This window comes from Pararhizobium sp. P1_E7 (genome assembly GCF_056405855.1).
This window is the reverse complement of record NZ_JBFUBH010000033.1, coordinates 14,699-33,685: the sequence shown is the minus strand read 5'-3', so window position 1 is coordinate 33,685 and position 18,987 is coordinate 14,699. Positions and strand designations below refer to the sequence as shown.

Annotated in this window: 20 protein-coding genes and 1 pseudogene; 13 read left to right on the top strand and 8 right to left on the bottom strand. The window is 61.3% G+C overall.

All coding sequences use genetic code 11. From position 1 onward, the window contains the following. The first annotated feature begins 61 nt into the window (after positions 1-61). Genes AC1D17_RS21355 through AC1D17_RS21340 form a run of 4 tightly spaced genes read left to right on the top strand, consistent with a single transcriptional unit; the run spans position 62 to position 3,061 of the window. Positions 62-829 (top strand): SDR family NAD(P)-dependent oxidoreductase, encoded by a 768-nt coding sequence (locus AC1D17_RS21355; protein WP_477567310.1) that lies wholly within the window; start codon positions 62-64, stop codon positions 827-829. A gap of 25 nt (positions 830-854) precedes the next feature. After that, the gene (locus AC1D17_RS21350) at positions 855-1,292 is read left to right on the top strand and encodes an ester cyclase (protein WP_477567309.1); all 438 of its coding nucleotides are present in this window, start codon (positions 855-857) and stop codon (positions 1,290-1,292) included. Positions 1,293-1,322: 30 nt separating this feature from the next. Continuing rightward, positions 1,323-2,093 carry an SDR family oxidoreductase gene (locus tag AC1D17_RS21345; RefSeq protein ID WP_477567308.1) on the top strand — a complete coding sequence of 257 codons (771 nt, stop codon included), beginning with the start codon at positions 1,323-1,325 and terminating at the stop codon, positions 2,091-2,093. Between the two features lie 20 nt (positions 2,094-2,113). Further along, the gene (locus AC1D17_RS21340; RefSeq protein ID WP_477567307.1) at positions 2,114-3,061 is read left to right on the top strand and encodes a quinone oxidoreductase family protein; all 948 of its coding nucleotides are present in this window, start codon (positions 2,114-2,116) and stop codon (positions 3,059-3,061) included. 6 nt (positions 3,062-3,067) lie between these two features. On the opposite strand, the gene AC1D17_RS21335 is transcribed toward AC1D17_RS21340, so the two are convergent. After that, the gene (locus tag AC1D17_RS21335; RefSeq protein ID WP_477567306.1) at positions 3,068-3,994 is read right to left on the bottom strand and encodes a LysR family transcriptional regulator; all 927 of its coding nucleotides are present in this window, start codon (positions 3,992-3,994) and stop codon (positions 3,068-3,070) included. 130 nt (positions 3,995-4,124) lie between these two features. Here AC1D17_RS21335 and AC1D17_RS21330 point away from each other — a divergent pair, with 130 nt between their 5' ends. The 5 genes from AC1D17_RS21330 (at position 4,125) to AC1D17_RS21310 (ending at position 8,070) form a co-directional block, all read left to right on the top strand. Beyond that, entirely contained in the window at positions 4,125-5,030 is a 906-nt protein-coding gene (locus AC1D17_RS21330; RefSeq protein ID WP_477567305.1) for a pirin family protein, read from the top strand. Positions 5,031-5,070: 40 nt separating this feature from the next. Beyond that, complete coding sequence (locus tag AC1D17_RS21325) at positions 5,071-5,667, top strand: NADPH-dependent F420 reductase (RefSeq protein ID WP_477567304.1); 597 nt, start codon at positions 5,071-5,073, stop codon at positions 5,665-5,667. A gap of 370 nt (positions 5,668-6,037) precedes the next feature. Next, a complete protein-coding gene (locus AC1D17_RS21320; RefSeq protein WP_477567303.1) occupies positions 6,038-6,472 on the top strand; it encodes a DoxX family protein in 435 nt (144 codons plus the stop codon). Between the two features lie 73 nt (positions 6,473-6,545). Beyond that, the gene (locus AC1D17_RS21315) at positions 6,546-7,022 is read left to right on the top strand and encodes an ester cyclase (RefSeq protein ID WP_477567302.1); all 477 of its coding nucleotides are present in this window, start codon (positions 6,546-6,548) and stop codon (positions 7,020-7,022) included. A gap of 94 nt (positions 7,023-7,116) precedes the next feature. Further along, positions 7,117-8,070: a zinc-binding dehydrogenase gene (locus AC1D17_RS21310; protein WP_477567301.1), complete on the top strand. Its 954-nt coding sequence runs from the start codon at positions 7,117-7,119 to the stop codon at positions 8,068-8,070. 7 nt (positions 8,071-8,077) lie between these two features. Here AC1D17_RS21310 and AC1D17_RS21305 read toward each other — a convergent pair. Together AC1D17_RS21305 and AC1D17_RS21300 are read right to left on the bottom strand one after the other, a co-directional pair. Beyond that, a pseudogene (locus tag AC1D17_RS21305) lies at positions 8,078-8,223 on the bottom strand (integrase); the annotation flags it as partial. A gap of 160 nt (positions 8,224-8,383) precedes the next feature. Next, on the bottom strand, positions 8,384-9,373 hold the full coding sequence (locus AC1D17_RS21300) for a LacI family DNA-binding transcriptional regulator (RefSeq protein WP_477567300.1): 990 nt from the start codon (positions 9,371-9,373) through the stop codon (positions 8,384-8,386). 115 nt (positions 9,374-9,488) lie between these two features. On the opposite strand from AC1D17_RS21300, the gene AC1D17_RS21295 reads away from it, so the two are divergent. The 4 genes from AC1D17_RS21295 to AC1D17_RS21280 are packed head-to-tail and all read left to right on the top strand — an operon-like array spanning position 9,489 to position 13,446. After that, positions 9,489-10,496, top strand: a complete 1,008-nt coding sequence (locus AC1D17_RS21295) for a phosphotransferase family protein (RefSeq protein ID WP_477567299.1) — start codon at positions 9,489-9,491, stop codon at positions 10,494-10,496. After that, positions 10,493-11,812, top strand: a complete 1,320-nt coding sequence (gene eno, locus AC1D17_RS21290) for a phosphopyruvate hydratase (RefSeq protein ID WP_477567298.1) — start codon at positions 10,493-10,495, stop codon at positions 11,810-11,812. The genes AC1D17_RS21295 and eno overlap by 4 nt, the downstream gene beginning before the upstream one ends. Continuing rightward, positions 11,809-12,678: a fumarylacetoacetate hydrolase family protein gene (locus AC1D17_RS21285; protein ID WP_477567314.1), complete on the top strand. Its 870-nt coding sequence runs from the start codon at positions 11,809-11,811 to the stop codon at positions 12,676-12,678. The genes eno and AC1D17_RS21285 overlap by 4 nt, the downstream gene beginning before the upstream one ends. Positions 12,679-12,690: 12 nt before the next feature. Then, the gene (locus AC1D17_RS21280) at positions 12,691-13,446 is read left to right on the top strand and encodes an SDR family oxidoreductase (protein WP_477567297.1); all 756 of its coding nucleotides are present in this window, start codon (positions 12,691-12,693) and stop codon (positions 13,444-13,446) included. Between the two features lie 60 nt (positions 13,447-13,506). On the opposite strand, the gene AC1D17_RS21275 is transcribed toward AC1D17_RS21280, so the two are convergent. Genes AC1D17_RS21275 through AC1D17_RS21255 form a run of 5 tightly spaced genes read right to left on the bottom strand, consistent with a single transcriptional unit; the run spans position 13,507 to position 18,849 of the window. Continuing rightward, positions 13,507-14,376, bottom strand: a complete 870-nt coding sequence (locus AC1D17_RS21275; RefSeq protein WP_477567296.1) for an SMP-30/gluconolactonase/LRE family protein — start codon at positions 14,374-14,376, stop codon at positions 13,507-13,509. A 36-nt stretch (positions 14,377-14,412) separates the two neighbouring features. Next, positions 14,413-15,522 carry a mannonate dehydratase gene (locus tag AC1D17_RS21270; RefSeq protein WP_477567295.1) on the bottom strand — a complete coding sequence of 370 codons (1,110 nt, stop codon included), beginning with the start codon at positions 15,520-15,522 and terminating at the stop codon, positions 14,413-14,415. Positions 15,523-15,531: 9 nt separating this feature from the next. After that, positions 15,532-16,317, bottom strand: a complete 786-nt coding sequence (locus AC1D17_RS21265) for an SDR family NAD(P)-dependent oxidoreductase (protein WP_477567294.1) — start codon at positions 16,315-16,317, stop codon at positions 15,532-15,534. Between the two features lie 10 nt (positions 16,318-16,327). Beyond that, positions 16,328-17,314: an ABC transporter permease gene (locus AC1D17_RS21260; protein ID WP_477567293.1), complete on the bottom strand. Its 987-nt coding sequence runs from the start codon at positions 17,312-17,314 to the stop codon at positions 16,328-16,330. Further along, positions 17,311-18,849, bottom strand: coding sequence for a sugar ABC transporter ATP-binding protein (locus tag AC1D17_RS21255; RefSeq protein WP_477567292.1), 1,539 nt, complete (start codon positions 18,847-18,849; stop codon positions 17,311-17,313). The genes AC1D17_RS21260 and AC1D17_RS21255 overlap by 4 nt, the downstream gene beginning before the upstream one ends. Positions 18,850-18,987 lie beyond the last annotated feature (138 nt).

The following is an 18,987-nucleotide window of genomic DNA, read 5'->3' as shown; positions in this document are numbered from 1 at the left end:
CCCTTAACCCCAACAACCAAACGGAAACATCGTCCCGCACGTGCGGGCGAGGAGCGAAGCCATGCCTATGGATTTCGACGGCAAAGTGGTTCTGGTCACCGGCGCAGGTTCGGGGATCGGCCGGGAGGCGGCAAGGCTGTTTGCCGAGCGCGGCGCGCATGTCTTCGCGGCCGACCTCAACATGAACGGCCTTGAGGAAACAAAGGACATCGCGGCCGCGGGAAAGATCGACATCTTCAGCGTGGATGTTTCGAGCGAAGAGCCAGTGAAGGCCTTTCTCGCACGCATCGAAAAGGATGCCGGACGGCTGGATGCGGCGTTCAACAATGCCGGCATCACCGGCGGCACCCACCGCATCGAGGACTACCCGACCGAGGATTTCGACCGGGTGCTGACCGTCAACCTGCGCAGCGTCTTCCTTGGCATGAAATACGAGATCCCGCTGATCGCCAGGACGGGTGCCGGCGCGATCACCAACACGGCCTCCGTCGCCGCGCTGACCGGACCGGGCGGCATGAGTGCCTATGCCGCCTCCAAACACGGCATCCACGGCCTGACCCGCGTCGCGGCGATGGAAAATGCCAGCCGCAACATTCGCGTCAACGCGCTTGCCCCGGGCTGGACCGAAACGCCGATGGTGGTGGCCAACAGCGCCCAGAATCCGGCCTTCGCCGATCTTGCCCGAAAAGCCATCCCCGCCAAGCGCGGCGGCCAGCCGCGCGAACTCGCCGAGGTCGCCGTGTGGCTCAGTTCGCCGGCCGCAAGCTACGTCTTCGGCCAGATGATCGTCGTCGATGGCGGCATGACCATCGGCGGTTTCGAACTTTAACCCCCAGACATCGAAGGATACGACCATGACCAGAAGTGCAGAAAGCGAAGCGGCGATCGCAGTGGTTCGCCGGAACACCGAAGAGGTGCAGGGAAAGGGCAATTTCGCCGTCTTCGACGAAGTCTTTTCCGAGGATTTTCTCGATCATACCCCGCAGCCGAACATGGTGCCGGACAAGGAGGGCGTGCGCGGCCTCTATGCCGGCCTGCGCAAGGCCTTTCCGGATTTCCATGCGGTCATCCACTGGCAGACGGCCGACGGCAACCTCGTGACGACCTTCAAGACCTATTACGGCACGCACAGGGGAACCTTTCTCGGCATCGAGCCGACAGGCAAGACGATCCAGTTCGAGACGGTCGATGCCATGCGCGTCGTCGACGGCAAGATCACCGAACACTGGGGCGTCGCCAATCTCTATTCGCTCGTCGGCCAACTCGGCCTCCAGCTTCAGCCGAAGGGCTGAACCATCCCATTTTCCCGAAGGAACAGTGCCATGAGTGACATTCTGAAGAACAAGGTGGTCGTCGTGACCGGCGCATCGAGCGGCATCGGCCGCGCCATCGCCATCCGCGCCGCCGAACATGGGGCGAAAGCCGTCATCGTCGCCGACATCACCGAGGCCCCGCGCGAAGGCGGCCGACCGACGGTTGAGGAGATCGAGGCGATCGGTTCGGCCGCACGCTTCGTGAAGACCGACGTCAGCAAGCGTGCCGACAATGACGCACTCATCGAAGCCTCTGCCGAATTCGGTGGCGTCGACGTCATGGTCGCCAATGCCGGCATCACGCTGCGCACCGACGGCGCGGACGTGCCGGAGGACGATTACCACCGGCTTTTGTCGATCAATCTCGATGGCCCATTGTTCGGCGCGCAGGCTGCGGCCCGCYAGATGAAGGCGAACGGCAAGGGCGGCAGCATCGTGYTGATGGCCAGCATGGGCGGCATATCGGGCGCCGGCATCACCGTCGCCTATTCCACCAGCAAGGGCGGCGTCGTGCTGATGGCGAAATCGCTGGCCGACGCGCTCGGCCCCGACGGCATCCGCGTCAACGCGGTCGCACCCGGCACCATCGATACCGAGCTTCTGCGCACCAGCCCCGGCATTGCCGAGGCATCGGAAGGTTTTCGCAAGCGCACGCCGCTGCGCCGCCTCGGCCAGCCCTCCGAAGTGGGCGACGCGGTCGCCTATCTCGGCTCGGACCTCTCCAGCTACGTCTCGGGCATCGCGCTCCTCGTGGACGGCGGCCTGCTGGCCGTCCTCTGACCCGCAAAGGATTCTTGGCGATGAAAGCCCTTCGTTTCGAAACATTCGGCACGCCGGATGTCCTGATCCACCGGGACATCCCCATTCCCGCCCTCAATGCCGGTGAGGTGCTGGTCAAGGTCCATGCGGCGGCGATCAACCCGAGCGACGTGAAGATCGTCAGCGGCCTGTTCGGTGGATCGGTTCCGCGCACGCCCGGCCGCGATTTTGCCGGCGTGGTCGTCGAGGGCGGCGCACTTGCCGGAAGGGAAGTCTGGGGCAGCGGCGCCGGCTTCGGTTTCCGCCGCGATGGCGCGCATGCGGATTATGTCGTGCTTCCTGCAAGCTGGCTGTCGGAAAAGCCCGCGGGCCTGTCAATGGTCGAGGCGGCAGCGGTCGGGGCACCCTTCGTCACGGCCTGGCATGCGCTTGTCGATATCGGCGCGCTGAAGGCGGGCGAGACGCTGCTGATCACCGGCGGCCTTGGCGCCGTCGGCCGCGCCGCCACCCTGATCGCGCACCATCTCGGCGCCCGCACCATCGTCGCAGCGAGAGGCAAGGGGGTCAGCGAGGCCGACGAGACCATCGACCTTGCGAAGAAGGACTTGCCGGAGGCCGTGCGCGCTGCGACCTGGGGCAAGGGCGCGGATATCGTGCTCGATGCGGTCGGCGGCCCCCTGTTCGAGCCGGCGCTCCAATCGCTGGCGCTGGGCGGCCGTCAGCTCGTCATCACCAGCACCGGTCAGAAACTTGTCGAGTTCGACCTCACCGATTTCTACCACAACCGGTCGAGGTTGCTGGGGGTTGATACTGCGAAACTCACCGGCGAAGAGATCGCCGGCATTCTCGATAGGCTCAAGGCAGCCTTCGACGATGGTTCATTCGGGAAGCCGCCGGTACGGGAATGGCGCTTCGATCAGGCTGCCGATGCCTATCGCAGCACCACTGCGGCCGAAGCCACTGAAAAGAATGTTCTCATCATGACCTGAGCCGGCCTACCACCGCTCTGAATAGGTCATGTCGTCGTCTTCCGCCTGCTGTTCGAAATGCGCAATCAGGAAGCGGCCGGCAGGCCCGGGCGGCATGTCGGTGCGGTGCACCGCCTGAAGCCGGTACGGCCCACCCTTGCAGTCGGGCAGGTCGAGATGGACGAGACGGCCTGAGCGGATATCCTCGCGCACCATCGGCTCGGGCATGTTGCCCCAGCCGATGCCCTCCTTCAGCAGCATATGCTTGGAACCAAGGTCGGCCAGCCGCCAGGTGCGTGCGCCGACGACGCCGAGCTGGAACCCTTGCGTCAATGTCGAGCGGTCTGTCAGTACGAGCTGGACATGTTCGCGCCCCGCGCCGGGCAGGTTTTTTCCGGCCTTCGCCAGCGGATGCGACGGTGCGGCCACCGGAATGAGCTGCACGAACCCGGCACCGATCCGCTCGAGCCCATCGACCTCGATATCGAGCGGGCCGCTGATGCCGATCACCGCCGCCCGGTTCAACACCATCTGCGTGACCGCCCCCAAGGCCTCGACATAGAGATACAGGGTCACCGACGGGAAGGCTTCGCTAAAGGCTTTCAACGCATCGGTGACGCGCGAAGCCGGCAGCATGACATCCAGCGCCACATGGATTTCCGGCTCCACCCCTTCGAGCATGGCGCGCACCTTGGCGCGCAGGCCGTTGACACCGTTCGAGACGATGCGCGCCTCCGCCAGCACCGTGCGCCCCTCCGTCGTCAGTTGTGGCTTCTTCGTCGTATCGCGATCGAACAGCGAGACGCCGAGCTGGGCTTCGAGATTGGCGATCGAATAGCTGATGACCGAGGTGGCCCGCCCGAGCTTGCGCGCAGCCCCTGCAAAACTTCCGACATCCACGACCGTCAGAAAAACCTTGAGCTGGTCAAGGGTCGGCATGCCGGGATTCTGCATATCTATTTCCTCGAACGTTTCCGTTCATTTTATGTCAGTTTTTTCCGCAAGCGACCAGCGGTATTTTGAAGCTCGACAGCAACCTCCCCTCGCCTTTCGGCCGAGCCGGGATCGTTGAAGGAGCTCGAAAATGACATTCGCTTCGAATGCGCCCATCGAACAGATCATACTTCCGGCAACCCGTGATCTTGGCGGGTTTTCGGTGAAACGCGCGCTGCCGTCGCCGCTGCGACGAACCGTCGGTCCGTTCATCTTTCTGGATAGTTTCGGGCCTGTGACCTTCCGTCCCGGCGCCGGCATCGATTCCCGGCCGCACCCGCATATTGGGCTTGCGACGATCAGCTATCTGATCGATGGCGAGATCATCCATCGCGACAGTGAGAACTACGTCCAGAAAATCAAGCCCGGCGAGGTCAACGTCATGACTGCGGGCCGGGGCATCGTCCATTCCGAGCGCAGCAGCGATACGCTGCGGCAAGCCGGAGGGCGTCTGTTTGGCTTTCAGAGCTGGGTGGCGCTACCCACTACCCACGAGGAGACCGACCCCGGTTTCCAGCATCTTGGCGCACAGGAACTGCCGCGCATCGAAGGCGAAGGCATCGACATGCGCTTGATTGCCGGCTCGCTGCACGGCCGGCGAGCGCCGACCAGAACGTTCTCAGATATGTTCAATGCCGACGTGGCGCTTGTCCCCGGTGCGCGCTTCCGCATCGACGGGGAGCACATCGAGCGGGCCGTTTTCGTGATCAGCGGAACCATCGAGGTGGCTGGGCAGGACGGGCGTTTCACTGAAGACCAGTTGATCGTCTTCAAGCCCGGCTCCGAAATCGTCCTCAAGGCGATCGGCCCGGCGCGGCTGATGGTGCTGGGCGGCGAACCGCTCGCCGAGAAGCGGCACATCTTCTGGAACTTCGTGTCGAGCCGCCGCGAGCGGATCGAACAGGCTGCCCTCGACTGGCGGGACCGCGTGTTCCCCGGAGTGCCGGGCGAAACCGAGTTCACGCCGCTGCCCGACGGGCCGGCGAACATAGCCTAACCTGAAACCATCAATCAACGAACCCAAAAGGACATCGAACATGACCTACGCAATCATCGGATCGGGCGCGATCGGCTCGGCTCTCATCACGCATTTCTCCTCGAAGGGCATAGCGGTCAAGGTGGCCAACAGCCGCGGCGCGGCCTCGCTGGAGGCCACTGCAACGAAGTTCGGCAAAACGGTGGTTCCCACCGATATCGCGGATGCCCTGGCGCAGGATATCGTCATCCTGGCCCTGCCGTTTACGGCGGTGCCTGAACTGGCAAAAGCTCGCAAGGACTGGACGGGCACGATCGCCGTTGACGCGACCAATGCAATCAAGTTTCCCGAGTTCCGCCCCGCCGATCTCGGTGGCAGGCTGTCGAGCGAAATCGTCGCCGAGGCTTTGCCCGGCGCGAAAGTAGTCAAGGCGTTCAATACGATACCGGCTGCGGTGCTGGCCGCTGATCCCGTCGAGGCGTCGGGGCGCAGGGTCGTCTTGTTGTCAGGCAACGATGAGGGCGCCAACGTCAGTGTCGCTGGTCTCATCGAGAAACTGGGTTTCGCGCCGCTCAATCTCGGCAGCCTCAAGGCCGCCGCGCCCATGCAACAGTTCGGCGGTCCCTTGGTGGCCGTCAATCTGATCAAGAAGGGTTGACGGAGCCCTTTCGCCACGCCTCCTTCGTCGACGTTGCCACGTCCGGCCACCAAGCCCCCATCGCGCACACGATGGGGGCTATCGCGTTCAGGTTAAACCCCGCATGCAAGATTTCCGACCGGGCAATACGGCCGGCGATGGGCCTGGTCGTACATGTATTTCTCAGGCGACAGCTGGCGAGATCCGACACAAGCCATCGGTGGGTTCAGTCGTCGCCGGGCATTTCACCGGCCATGATATCACGCCCATCTTTTCGATTTTTTAGAACGTTATTGTCTATTTTATTCGGCTTTTGCGATGAGTTATCCCGCGGCATAGTCATGTCCACAGGGCAGCCTTGGTGGCTTGCCGGTTTTCAAAGGAAACGAACATGTCGAACACAGCAATCGCCCGTCAGGTGGAAGACATGGCGTCTTCCGTCACCGTCCAGGCAGTCCTGCCGGCAGCCGGACGCATTCTCATCAGCCTGATTTTCGTACTCTCCGGTCTGAGCAAGCTTTCCGCTCCGGCCATGACGATCGGCTATATCGAGTCCGTTGGCCTGCCGTTCCCAACGCTGGCTTACGGTACCGCGCTCGTCGTGGAAATCATCGGCGGTATCGCCCTCGCCCTCGGCTACCAGACGCGCCTTGTCGCCGCTGTCCTTGCCGTCTTCTCGGTCGCGACTGCGGTGAGCTTCCACTACGATCTCGCAGATCTGAACCAGTTCATCCACTTCTTCAAGAACATTGCCATGGCCGGCGGACTGCTGAATGTCATCGCCTTTGGCGGCGGCAAGCTCAGCATCGACGGCTGGCGCCGCTAGGCAAGCATCGCGCCGGCCTCGGGCCGGCGCTCACGCCAACTCCTCCCAGGCAAAGATCGAACAGGAAAAACCCATGCGTATCCTGAAAATTCTTCCGCTGGTCGCAGCGCTGCTTCTCGGCCAGGGCGCCATCGCCGCGCCGCAAAACCAGCAAACGGCAATCGCCACCAAATGGTACGAGGCCTTCGACAAGAACAGACCGGACATTCTGGAAGCCATCCTTTCCGACGACTGGCAGGAGCTTCCCAACGACCGCGAAACTGCCCACGGCCCGCAACCGGCCCAGGCCGGCGTAAAAATGCTTCACACCACGTTCCCGGACTTCCGCATCGCCATCGACGATATCGTTTCCGAGGGAAACAAGGTTGTCGTCCGCTCGACGATTACGGGCACGCAAATGCAGCCTTTCGTCGGGCTTCCGGCGTCCGGCAGGAAAATCCGCATTCAGGCCATCGACATTCACCTCGTCGAAGACGGCAGGATCAGCAAGACCTGGCACAGCGAAGACTGGATGACGGGCCTGCGCCAGCTCGGCGCGTTCGAGCGATAGAACCCGAAGGCCGCCCCGCGCGCGTTCGCCGCGGCAATCCCCTCACATTTGGATCAACACGGCGGCAGGCTGGGCCTGCCCAACGGAGTAAGCCATGACCTATGTCGTCAAGTACAGCCAGTGGGGCGGCCCGTCCGTCCTGCACGTCGAACAGGAAAATGCCCGCGCACCTGGCGCCGGCGAGGTTCTGATAAAACAGGAAGCTATCGGCGTGAACTTCGTCGACACCATGTTCCGGGACGGTACGTTCAAGCTCGGCCTGCCCGCAGTGGCGGGGGTCGAGGGCGCCGGTACTATCGAAGCGATCGGCCAAGGCGTCACTCGTTTTGCCGCCGGCGACCGGGTCGCCTATTTCTTCGCGCCCGGCAGCTATGCCACATCGCGAGTCGTGAACGAGGACGTCCTCGTCAAATTGCCCGATGACATATCCGCCGAGACGGCGGCGACCATCCTCACCAAGGGTCTGACCGCCTGGATGGCGATCAACGCGATGGCGAAACCGAGCGGCGGCGACCTCGTCCTTGTCCAGGGCGCGACGGGCGGCGTCGGCAATCTGCTTGCCCGCTGGCTGAAGGCGCGCGGGTTCACGGTGATCGGAACCGGCTCGCACCACAAGCTGCCCGCCTTGCGGGAGCTCGTTGACCATGCCTTCGCCTATGAAACAGCCGGGCTCGAGGATCATATCCGCACGCACGCCCCCAACGGCGTCGACATCGTCTACGAACTGGTCGGGGCAACGACCTTCGCCACGACGCTCAACGTGATCCGCGACGGTGGAACGATCGCCGTAATCGGCGCGGCATCCGGTGGTGCTGCTATCGATGAGGCCGACCTCGACCGGCGCGGCATCCGCCTCGTGCGCGGCAGCACCGGGCAGCATGTGACAAAAGACAACCTGCAGGCCGCCGCCGACGCGGTATTCGCAGCCTGGCGGAACGGAGTGTTCGGCGCGGTCAGCGCCCGCAAATATCCGCTGTCCGAGGCCCAGCAGGCGCATGCCGATATTCTCGACCGTCGCGGCGACGGCCCGATGGTCCTTGTTCCGTGATGTTGTCCTGAATCGAGTATTCGGTCTTCTGGCGACGGTCATCGCGCTCGGCGACCTCGACATGGGGCACTTCGTCATCGACCGAATGTCCTGCGGTCTGAGGTTGCAGACTTCACCGAGGCGCATCCCGCTTTCGACCATGACATAAAGAAGATCCGGTTGCCGTTTCCGACGGACTTGAATGCCTCTGGAACGGCACATTGAACATCGACTGACACAGCGTTTGCACACTCGAGCGGAAGCAGGAGTAAGGGACTGCACTAACCGCCTCAATCAACTGTGTTCTGGCAGGGCGTCTCGTCGCTATGCCAGATCAGGTTGAGCGTCTGGTGACCAAGGCTGCAGAAAACATTTGAGGTGACTGAGGCTCGTAGGTTTGCTCCAGAGTCTGGGTAAGACGACGAACCGCACCAGTGGCCATTTCCACTACCGGGAGCCGGATTGTCGTGATGCCGCCAGCGATCCATCGATAAGCGGCCGGATCCCCGTATCCGACGAAGGCCAGATCATCCGGAAACCGCAAGCCGCGCTCGAGGCAGGCATCCAGCGCCCCATTTGAAATCTCAAAGCCGCCGCAAACAAGAGCGGTCATGGCCTCGTTGCCATCGAGAAGGGCCAAAAGGCTTTCATGCCCCATCCGAAAGGAGGGCGCAGCCGTAATCGTCAGTGCGCCGCGCATCGCAATCCCGTGCCGTTGCAGAGAATCGCGAAAGGCGGCGAATCGCTCACGTCCCGAAGACAGCTGCAGGTTGGCACCAATAAAACCAATGCTCCGGTGTCCGCGGCCAGCCAGATGATCTACAGCATCTGCAATCGCGGAAGCGTCGTCAATTAGAAGCGCCGGCGCCAAATCTCGCCGACGGATGAGTTGCACAACGCGCATGCCTTCAATGGTTGCAGGCTCATCGGAGCCGGCAACAGGCGCCGGCACCATGACAACGGCGCTGGCCTGAACTTCGCGCAGCCGCAGGATCGCTTGGCGCTCGTTGATCTCATCATCGTTGGTCAGATGGATCACCAGATGCAGGGCCTGCTCCTCACAGGCGCGCGCCATCGTATCGGCAAACTGCGCGTAGAATTCGTTCACAAGGTTCGGCAGCAGCAAACCGACAATCCGCGTCGCGTCGCCGCGCATTGCGCTTGCAGCGGCGCTTTTCACGTAACCAAGCGTCCTGGCCCGCTCAATCACGGCGTTCCGGGTTTCGGCATGGACATTGGAATGGCCGGACAGCGCGCGTGACACCGTCATGTGAGACAAGCCCAGATCCTGAGCAATGGACTTTATCGTAACTCTTTCAGACATTCGGGCCTCAATTCTGCTTTCATCCCAGTTTGGCAATTTCTGTTTGGGAAGTCTTGCACCAACTACGTATGACTGCTAATTGTTCACGTGAACATATAGAGTCGAGTTGCGCCTGATGCCAGAAAATCTTGAGAAACGTTGCACTGACTTGATCGAAACACTCGGCCTCGGGCATCCTTCCGATGTGTCTGAGGTCATCCCGCTGGCCGGTGGGGTTGCATCTGACATCGCCCGCGTCGTGGTCGGTGGGAAAAACTACTGCGTCAAATTTGCGCTGGAAAAATTGCGCGTTGCAGCCGATTGGCACGCTCCCGTTCATCGAAGCCGCGCCGAATACGCTTGGCTGTCGGTGGCAGGAAGGGTTGCCCCCGGATCCGCCCCCGAGTTGCATGGTTTTTCCGAGGCAGAGCATGGCTTTGCGATGAGTTTTGTTACAGGTGCGGACGTGCGTCTATGGAAGACCTCGTTGCTGAATGGCGACCCCGTTCGGGACGAGGCGGCGGCTGTGGCCGACGTGCTGGGCCGCGTTCATGCCGCAGGGGCTGCGACCGATTTTGACCGCAGTGCTTTTGACAATAGCGCCGACTTCCATGCGATCCGAGTTGAGCCCTATTTGCTGTTCACCGCACAGCGCCACTCGTCGGTGGCACCGCGCCTAATGCAGCTGGCGGCAGGCCTGGATACGTCGCGGACCACTCTGGTGCATGGCGATGTCAGTCCGAAGAATATCCTGTTTCATGGTGATCAGCCGATCCTGTTGGATGCCGAATGCGCCAGCATGGGTGACCCGTGTTTTGATGTTGCCTTCTGTCTGAATCATTTGATCCTGAAATCGGTTCATCTGGCGAAATCACGCGCCAGGTTGCTTGGGTCCGTGCTTGAGTTCTGGCAGGCCTACGCCCCGCATGTGCGGTGGGAAGACTCAGCGGCGCTGGAGGCCCGGACCGCCGCATTGGTGCCCGCGCTGATGTTGGCGCGGATCGACGGTAAATCACCGGTCGAATACCTGTCGGAACCAGAACGAGCCTGGGTCAGGGCCAAGGCCTTGAGCTTGCTGGAACATCCCGAAGCGAGCCTCGGGGATTTAGTTTTAAGATTGTCAGCCAATGGGATCAAATCATGAGTGCGACCAAGATTTCGGCAGTATCCGGGCGCCGGGTCTGGGACAGCCGTGGCAACCCGACCGTCGAAGCGACCGTGCAACTGGCAAACGGTGTTTGCGGGCGAGCCATCGCCCCCGCCGGTGCCTCACGCGGCTCACGGGAGGCGATGGACCTGCGGGATGGCGGGCAGCGCCTGAAGGGCCTGGACGTGCAGGGAGCGCTGGCGAACATAGCCGGACCGATCGCCTCGGCGATGATCGGGCGCGAGGTCGGCGATCAAGACGGCATCGACTCGGCCCTCGTTGCGGCAGACGGCACCACGCTGAAATCGAATCTTGGCGGCAATGCTATCGTTGCGGCGTCGCTGGCCTGCATGCATGCGGCGGCGGCGGCGGCGCGACTGCCGCTTTGGCAGCATCTGGCGCAAAGCTACGGCCGTACACCCACAATCCCCTTGCCGGAGATTCAGATCTTTGGCGGTGGCGCACACGCCGGACGGCGCGTCGATGTGCAGGATTTCATGGTTATGGTACCCGGAGCCACCAGTTTTGACGAGGCGTTAGAAATCACCGCCGAGATCTATCACGCCGCCGGGACAATCATGGCCCGCAAGGGTCTGAGCGCAGGCGTCGCTGATGAGGGTGGCTGGTGGCCCACCTTTGCCTCGAACGAGGCGGCCCTGGAAACCCTGTGCGAAGCGATCATTGCGACCGGCGAAACGCCGGGCAAGCGCGTGGTGCTGTCGCTCGACATCGCGGCGTCCGAGTTCGGACGGGCCGGAAACTACCGACTGGCGTTGGAAGATCGCGATCTGAACTCGGATCAGATGATCGACATGCTGGGGCGTTGGATCGAGACCTATTCGATCGCATCAATCGAAGACCCACTTGCCGAGGATGATCCCAACGGCATGGCAGCCTTTACCCGCGCCTACGGGGACCGTGTGCAGATCATTGGCGACGACTATCTTGTCACCAACGCCCGACTGGTCCAGGAAGCAGCCTTTGCCGGAGCCTGCAACGCTGCGCTGATAAAGGTCAATCAGGCCGGAACGGTCAGTGAATCCGTGGCGGCGCTGATGGCTGCCGAGGCTGCCGGGTATCGCAGCATCGTTTCGGCACGGTCGGGTGAAACCGAAGATACGTCGATCAGCCATTTGGCCATCGGATTGAACGCCGGACAACTGAAGGTGGGTTCGTTCGCCCGGTCCGAGCGGATGGCAAAGTGGAACGAGTGCTTGCGGGTCGAAGCTGACCTTGGGGCTGGTTCCTTCGTTGCCGGTGCACCCTTGGCCGACACTTGGTGGGGCCAGCAATCAAAAGGAACTTTACTTTGAGACTCATCCGTCTTAGCGACCGGAATAGCGCAAACATCCCTTGCGTCCTTGACGAAGAAAACCAGCCCCGCAATGTCTCGGTGCTGGTCGCTGATTTCACGCCCGACACCATGTCGCCGGCATTGCTGGCTCGATTGCGCGATGCAGATCTTTCGTCTTTTCCAAAGGTTAATCCAACGGGCATGCGCATCGCGCCACCGGTCGCACAACCGCGCAATATCTGGTGCATCGGGTTGAACTACTCCGACCATGCCGCCGAGGCGGGTATGGCAATTCCGGTCGAACCGATCCTGTTCAACAAGTCCTCCGCCACCTATTGCGGACCAAATGACCCGATCTATCATTCCGCGCAGATGACCAAGCTGGATTGGGAGGTCGAGCTTGGTATCGTCATCGCCAAACCGACGTTGGGGATCACGGCCGCACAAGCAATGCAGCATATCGCGGGCTTTGTGGTGGTGAACGATGTCTCGGAACGAGCATGGCAGATGGAACGCGGCGGGCAATGGGTCAAGGGCAAATCCTTCCCCAATTTCTGTCCGACCGGGCCTTGGCTGGTGACACCTGACGAGGTGGGCGACGTGCAAGCGCTGGAGATGTGGCTCGATGTGAACAGCTCCCGGATGCAGACCGGCTCGACCTCGAAGATGATCTTCGATGCAGCCTTCATAGTGGCCTATATGAGTGAGTTCTGCCAGTTGGAGCCGGGCGATCTGATCTGCACCGGCACCCCGCCGGGCGTTGGTCATGGCATGAAACCGCCCCGTTACTTGAGCGTCGGCGATACCGTGTCGTTGGGCATCACCGGGCTTGGCGAGCAACGCCAGACCGTCGTGGCTTTCGATGCGGCGCAAAGCAATTCCTGAAAGGACAACCCTGTGACATCTGATGAAATTCCACGCCGCCTGGTTGGCCGCATCGCCCTTGTCACTGCAGCCGGGCAAGGCATTGGCCGTGCGATTGCCGAGCGGCTGGCAGCCGAAGGCGCGGAAGTGCACGCCTTGGACCGCAACGCCGATCTGCTGCAAGACCTTGCCGTCACCACGAGCACCGCCCTTGATGCCACTGACGGTGCGGCCGTTGCAGCCTATGCGGCGCGCTTTCAACAGGTCGATGTGCTGGTTCATGCGGTTGGATACGTCCACCACGGCAATATCGAAGCCTGCAGCCCGGAAGATTGGCGCCGCAGTATGACGATCAGCCTGGATAGCGCCTATATCGTGCTGGGCGCGGTGATCCCAAAGATGAAAGCGCATGGCGGATCGGTGATCACCATCGCCTCGGTCGCATCTTCGATCAAAGGCTTTCCCAACCGGGCCGCCTATGGCGCCGCAAAGGGCGGGGTGATCGGGCTGACCAAAGCCTGCGCTGCCGATTACCTGGCGCAGCGCATCCGTTTCAATGCGGTCTGCCCCGGCACAGTCGACAGCCCGTCCTTGCGTGATCGTATTGCTGAACTGGCTGAAACCCTCGGCAGCCCGGAGGCAGCGCTGAAATACTTCATCGACCGTCAACCGGCTGGTCGGTTCGGGGAGGCCACTGAAGTCGCCGCCCTTTGTGCCTTCCTTGCTTCGGATGACAGCAAATTCATGACCGGTCAGGCCATCAACATTGATGGCGGCATTACCATCTGAAGCGCTCCAGGCAAATCAATTGAAGCGGCCCGGCATATTGCCGGGCCGCTTCAATTTGGATCATGCAATATGGAACTCGTTCTCAGCTATGCCCGGCACCTCAACGTCAAGCGCAAAAAGGCTTCCGGCCAACCGATTGCCCGGCGGCGAGACGATGCTGGCCGTCGTGATGAACAGGGTTTTCAGATCCGGGCCGCCAAAAGTGCAGGTTGTGACATTCTGCACCGGCATTTCCACCACGCGGTCAACCGAACCGTCTGGTGCCAGCCGCACGATGCAACCGCCGGCGAAGCGGCAATTCCACAGGTAGCCGGCGCTGTCGATGGCAGAGCCGTCCGGATACCCGCGATCAAAGCCGCTCAGGAAGGGACGCTCATTGCTGATCTCGCCGCTGGCTTTATCGTAGCCATAAACCCGGATCTCGTTCTCCAGAGTATCGGCGAAATAGAAGCGGCGCGCATCCGGGCTCCAGCACAGGGTGTTGGAAATGCCCAGCCCCTGCCGCCATTCGGTGACTGCGCCTTTGGGATCAACCCGGAACAGCACGCCTTCGCCCTTGCCCGCCTCGCCCAACTCTCCGTCGGCCAAGACGTTGTTCTTCATCGAGCCGACCCAGAAGTTCCCGGCAGGATCGCTGCGACCATCGTTAAAGCGGACGTGCGGATAGCCCGGCAAGGCAAATCCGAAATCGGCCCGCTGGTCGGTTGCAGGCCACCAGTTGACCAGCTTGGAGGCCAGAGCCACCAGCATTTGACCCGGCTTTGAGGTTAGTGAGATCGCCACAACCGGCTCGTCAAAGAACCAGGATTGCAGCGTGCTGCTGGCCAGATCAAAGCGGTGGATCAAAAAGCGGATGACATCGGTCCAATAGACGGCGTTCTCCTCGGCCGACCAAACCGCCCCTTCGCCGCATTTGTCGCCGGACGGCACCAGACATCTGACAGAGTTTACCATGCTTGCCAGTTCCTATTCTGCTGCGGCCAGAGATTTTGCCAGCGACCATGATGGCCCCAGTGCATCGGCATTTTGGACCAGGGCGCGCATATAGCCCAAGGCATAGGCCATGCCCGCGTGCCAGGATGCGGCGCATGTCATGCTGGGTGTGTGGTCTGGAATGAGCACGCCTTGGTAGTTTTCATCGCGCAGAATGCGGATCACCTCGGCCATGTCGATGTCGCCTTCATCTACAAAGGTCTCGACATATTTCGGGATCTTGCCCTTCACATTTCGGAAGTGGATATAGCCGATCCGGTTGCGGCGCGCGAAACGACGGACATGGTCGTAGATGTCGCCGCCGGGCATTTCCTGCAACGAACCAAGGCAAAGCTCCAAGCCATTTGAGGGTGAGTCAACAATGTCCATCAAGCGATCATATTTTTCCGGCCGATTGACCAGCCGCGCCGTGCCGCGCAATTGCTCGGCTGGCGGGTCATCGGGGTGAGCCGCCAACACGACGCCCGCCTCTTCGGCGACCGGCACGATCTCTTGCAGGAATACGGTCAGGCGCTGCCACAGTTCGTCATGCGACACCGTTACCGGTGCCGCTCCGGGTCTGGCGGCCCGGTAACGCATGTTCCACACCATTCCATCTTTCATCGGCGTGTTGGGGTCGACCTTTGTAAGGTCAAACGCCACCGAATGCGCGTTGCCGCGTGCAAATGGGCCACGCTGCCAGCCCCAGACCCCGGCCATAGAGAAGTTGTAACCAAAACACGGCACGCCCGCCCGCCCCGCATCACGGATCAGCCGTTTCATATTTTCCATCTGCGCCGCCCGATCGGGACCGCCGAGCAGAATATCCGACCAGAACCGCGGTGAGAAATTCTCAATCGCGGCAAGCTCCAGCCCGGCAGACCTGACCGATTGAACCAGCGACGACAGTTCTTCGTAGCTCCATAGCGTGTCTTGCGAGCAATCACCCCAGCCTTCGGCATCGTCGCCGCTTGAGATGCTGGGATCCTTGCCGCGGAAATAGTTGGTCATATGTGCGACGATATGGGTCGCACCAGCCTGCTTGGTAAACTGGAAATTGTCGGGCGTCAGCGAGTCTCGATAAAGCCCCAAACCAATCTTCATTGTCATCTCCTATTTCACTCCGATGCCTGCGGTCAGGCCGCCGTCAATCCGGTAGTCACCCCCCGTGCAGAACCCAGCCTTGTCCGAGGCCAGAAAGGCAACCAATTCGGCCACTTCCTTCGGCTCACCGATGCGTCCGATCGGATGGGCGGCGCCAAAGCGCTGAAACGCCTGCTCGACGCTGACACCCTCGCCGCCATAGGTGCGCGCGGCCAGTTCTAGCAGTGGCGTGCGCACCGAGCCGGGGCTGACCGAATTCACCCGGATCTTCTGGCCGGCATGATCCAGCGCCATCGCCCGGGTCAAAGCATGAATGGCGCCTTTGCTTGCAACATAGGCCGCCACGTTTTGCTGACAATTATGACCCTGCACGGATGAGATATTGACGATCGCTCCGCCGCCGCGCCGCGCCATTTCTGGCACGCCAAAATGTGCGGTCAGATAGATCGAGCCAACATTGACCGCCATGCAGCGCTGCCAGGTTTCGAACTCGGTGGAAACCACGGTGCCAAAAGGATGCACCGCCGCGGCATTGATGATGATATCCAGCCCGCCAAAGCGACTGACGGCCTCGGCCACAGCGGCCTCAACCTCGGCTGCAACCGAAACATCGGTTTTTCTTGGGTGGATCGCCAAATCGCGGGCCGCCGCATCCAAGGCCAATGCGGCATTGGCAGCCTCATCAATGCCGCAGGCCAGAACCGTTGCCCCACCCTGCGCAAGTCGTATTGCCGAGGCCAGGCCGATCCCGGTTGTTCCGGTGATCAGCGCGACTTTGCCAGTGAAATCTTTCATAATCGCCCCCTTAACGAACCCGTTCCAGCACTTGATTCAACAGAACTGCGCCCAGGATAATCCCGCCGCGCACTACGTATTGCCAGTATTCGCTGACGTTGAGCAGCGTCATGCCGTTCGAGATACAGCCAAGGAACAAGACCCCGATCAGCGTGCCCCAAATCCGCCCCTTGCCGCCAAACAACGAGGTGCCACCGATGATGACGGCTGCAATCACGTCCAGTTCCATTCCGGTGGCGGTGGTGCCGGTGCCGGAGCCGATCTGAGATGCTATGAGCGTGCCCGACAGCGCGGTCATCGCCCCGGTGATGCCCAGCGTCATTGACTTCACCCACCAGATATCAATGCCCGAAAGCCGGGCAGCCTCCATATTGCCCCCCACCGCATAAACTGCGCGACCAAAGCGGGTGTAGTTCATCAGGAAATGCATCCCCGCGAAGGTCAGCGCAAAGATATAGACCGGGAAGGGGATGCCGAACAAATAGCCGCCTCCGAAGAAATCGAACCCAGGTGGAAAAGTGGCCAGCGGAAATCCGCCGGTAATCAGATTGGCGGCACCTCGCAGGGCAGTAAACAACGCCAGCGTGCAGATAAAGCTGGGCACGTTGAACCAGTGGCGAAATTTCCCGACCGAAAAGCCCAAGGCAAATCCCACACCAAGCGCTACGACAACCCCGATCAGAACGGCGACCGGCCCTCCCAAAGAGTCGTCCAGCGCGCCCGCAAACCAGGCAACGATACATCCCGCCAGCGCGGCGCCGGCGCCGACCGAAAGGTCAATCTCGCCCGCGATGATGACGCAGGTCATCCCAAAGGCGATGATGCCCAGCATCGAGCCGGTCCGCAGGACGTTCAGCAGGTTGCGCAGGCTGGCAAACCCTGGCGCGGTAAAGATCAGGATCAGGATCAGCGCCGCCAGGATCAACTCCATCGGGTAGGCTTTAATCAGCCGCATCGCGGCATTCGGGCCTACTTTGGCGGTAAGAGCAGCGGTCATGTTGTCGGTCCTTCCATGCACAGACGATAAAGCTCGGCGAGCGTGGTCGCCATTGGGTCAACCTCGGCAACGATGCGCCCCTGACGCATCACCAAAATGCGGTCAGCAACTTCCAGCACTTCTTCCAACTCGGTCGAAACGAATAGTGCCGCAAGGCCGCGCTCGGCCTGATCCCAGATGATGTCGAAGATCTGCCGCTTGGCCTGAACATCGACGCCCCGGCTTGGTTCATCAAAGAACATCACTTGCGGGGCGGTGTTGAGCCAATTGCCAATGACGACCTTCTGCTGGTTGCCGCCGGACAGGGAAGACACCGGCAACATCGGTTCAGGAACCTTGATCGCCAGATCCGAGATCTGACGCCGGACATAACTCTGCTCGCGGGTCCGGGTGACAATACCCGATGGCGCGATATGGGCGAGACTCGCCAGGCACAGATTGTCATGCGTCGACAAGACCTGCACCAGACCCGCCTCTTTGCGGTTCTCCGGCGTATAACCTAGTCCCGCCTCTTTCATCTGTTTCGGCGTCGCCGACGTGACACTCTTGCCATTCAAGGTGACCGTGCCCGCATCAATCGGGTCGGCGCCGAAAATCGCGCGCATCACCTCGGTACGACCGGCGCCAAGCAGCCCGGCGATCCCCAGAATCTCGCCCCGGTGAACCTCGAAGCTCACGTCGGCAAAGATCCCGTGCCGGGTCAGGCCATTGACCTCGAGAACCGGACTGCCCGATCGGTCGATGGCCTTGCGGGCGGGGCGTTTCGCTTTAGCGGTTTCGCCGAACATCATCTCGACGATCAACGCGGGTGAGGCTTGCGCCATTTCAATTGACCCGGCGAACTGTCCGTCGCGCAGCACCGTGCAGGTATCGGCAATCTCGAACAGCTCATTCATGCGGTGGGTGATATACAGAATGGTCACACCCCGTTCGCGCAACCTGCGCACCAAGGTGAACAGCTGATGAACCTCGCGCATGGCCAAAGCCGAGGTCGGTTCGTCAAGCAACAGCACCGAAGGGTTAAACGACATCGCCTTGGCTATCTCGACAACCTGCTGCTGACCAACGCTTAAGGTGGAAACCGGCCGCCGGGAATCCAGATCCAGCCCCATCTCCAACAGCAGCGCGGCCGCATCCTTATGCAGCGTCTGCCAATCCACCACTTGCACGCCAAATTTGCGCGCCATTGGCAGGCGCCCAAGAAAGATGTTTTCACCAATAGAAAGCGACGGGATCAGCGACAGCTCCTGATGCACGGTCACAACGCCTGCGCCGAACGCATCGTGCGGGGTGTGAAATGCGGCATCCGCGCCGTTCACCCGGATTGCGCCATGGGTTGGCAAGATGACCCCGGCCAGTATCTTGACCAACGTCGACTTGCCAGAGCCGTTCTTGCCCATCAGCGCATGTACACTGCCCGGCAGAAACCGATGTGAAAATTGCGACAGGGCCACGGTCTGCCCGTAGACCTTGGTAACGGCATCGAACTCCAGAAGTCCGCCGGTACGACTTTGCGGGGAGATTGTGTCGAGCATGGGTATGGCACTGCCTCGCGTAGGATAGAGAGTGGAAAGAAAGCACGATCCTAGAACACGCTATTGGATCGCTTTCAGGTTCGCAGATATCGAACCACGCTGATCGCCCGGCTAAGCCCGCTGTTCAATTTCATCCAG

Bases quoted from the DNA above. Each gene is read 5' to 3' on its own strand.
- AC1D17_RS21355 (WP_477567310.1), top strand. From the start codon at position 62: ATGCCTATGGATTTCGACGGCAAAGTGGTTCTGGTCACCGGCGCAGGT.
- AC1D17_RS21350 (WP_477567309.1), top strand. From the start codon at position 855: ATGACCAGAAGTGCAGAAAGCGAAGCGGCGATCGCAGTGGTTCGCCGG.
- AC1D17_RS21340 (WP_477567307.1), top strand. From the start codon at position 2,114: ATGAAAGCCCTTCGTTTCGAAACATTCGGCACGCCGGATGTCCTGATC.
- AC1D17_RS21335 (WP_477567306.1), bottom strand. From the start codon at position 3,994: ATGCAGAATCCCGGCATGCCGACCCTTGACCAGCTCAAGGTTTTTCTG.
- AC1D17_RS21330 (WP_477567305.1), top strand. From the start codon at position 4,125: ATGACATTCGCTTCGAATGCGCCCATCGAACAGATCATACTTCCGGCA.
- AC1D17_RS21325 (WP_477567304.1), top strand. From the start codon at position 5,071: ATGACCTACGCAATCATCGGATCGGGCGCGATCGGCTCGGCTCTCATC.
- AC1D17_RS21320 (WP_477567303.1), top strand. From the start codon at position 6,038: ATGTCGAACACAGCAATCGCCCGTCAGGTGGAAGACATGGCGTCTTCC.
- AC1D17_RS21315 (WP_477567302.1), top strand. From the start codon at position 6,546: ATGCGTATCCTGAAAATTCTTCCGCTGGTCGCAGCGCTGCTTCTCGGC.
- AC1D17_RS21310 (WP_477567301.1), top strand. From the start codon at position 7,117: ATGACCTATGTCGTCAAGTACAGCCAGTGGGGCGGCCCGTCCGTCCTG.
- AC1D17_RS21300 (WP_477567300.1), bottom strand. From the start codon at position 9,373: ATGTCTGAAAGAGTTACGATAAAGTCCATTGCTCAGGATCTGGGCTTG.
- AC1D17_RS21295 (WP_477567299.1), top strand. From the start codon at position 9,489: ATGCCAGAAAATCTTGAGAAACGTTGCACTGACTTGATCGAAACACTC.
- eno (WP_477567298.1), top strand. From the start codon at position 10,493: ATGAGTGCGACCAAGATTTCGGCAGTATCCGGGCGCCGGGTCTGGGAC.
- AC1D17_RS21270 (WP_477567295.1), bottom strand. From the start codon at position 15,522: ATGAAGATTGGTTTGGGGCTTTATCGAGACTCGCTGACGCCCGACAAT.
- AC1D17_RS21265 (WP_477567294.1), bottom strand. From the start codon at position 16,317: ATGAAAGATTTCACTGGCAAAGTCGCGCTGATCACCGGAACAACCGGG.
- AC1D17_RS21260 (WP_477567293.1), bottom strand. From the start codon at position 17,314: ATGACCGCTGCTCTTACCGCCAAAGTAGGCCCGAATGCCGCGATGCGG.
- AC1D17_RS21255 (WP_477567292.1), bottom strand. From the start codon at position 18,849: ATGCTCGACACAATCTCCCCGCAAAGTCGTACCGGCGGACTTCTGGAG.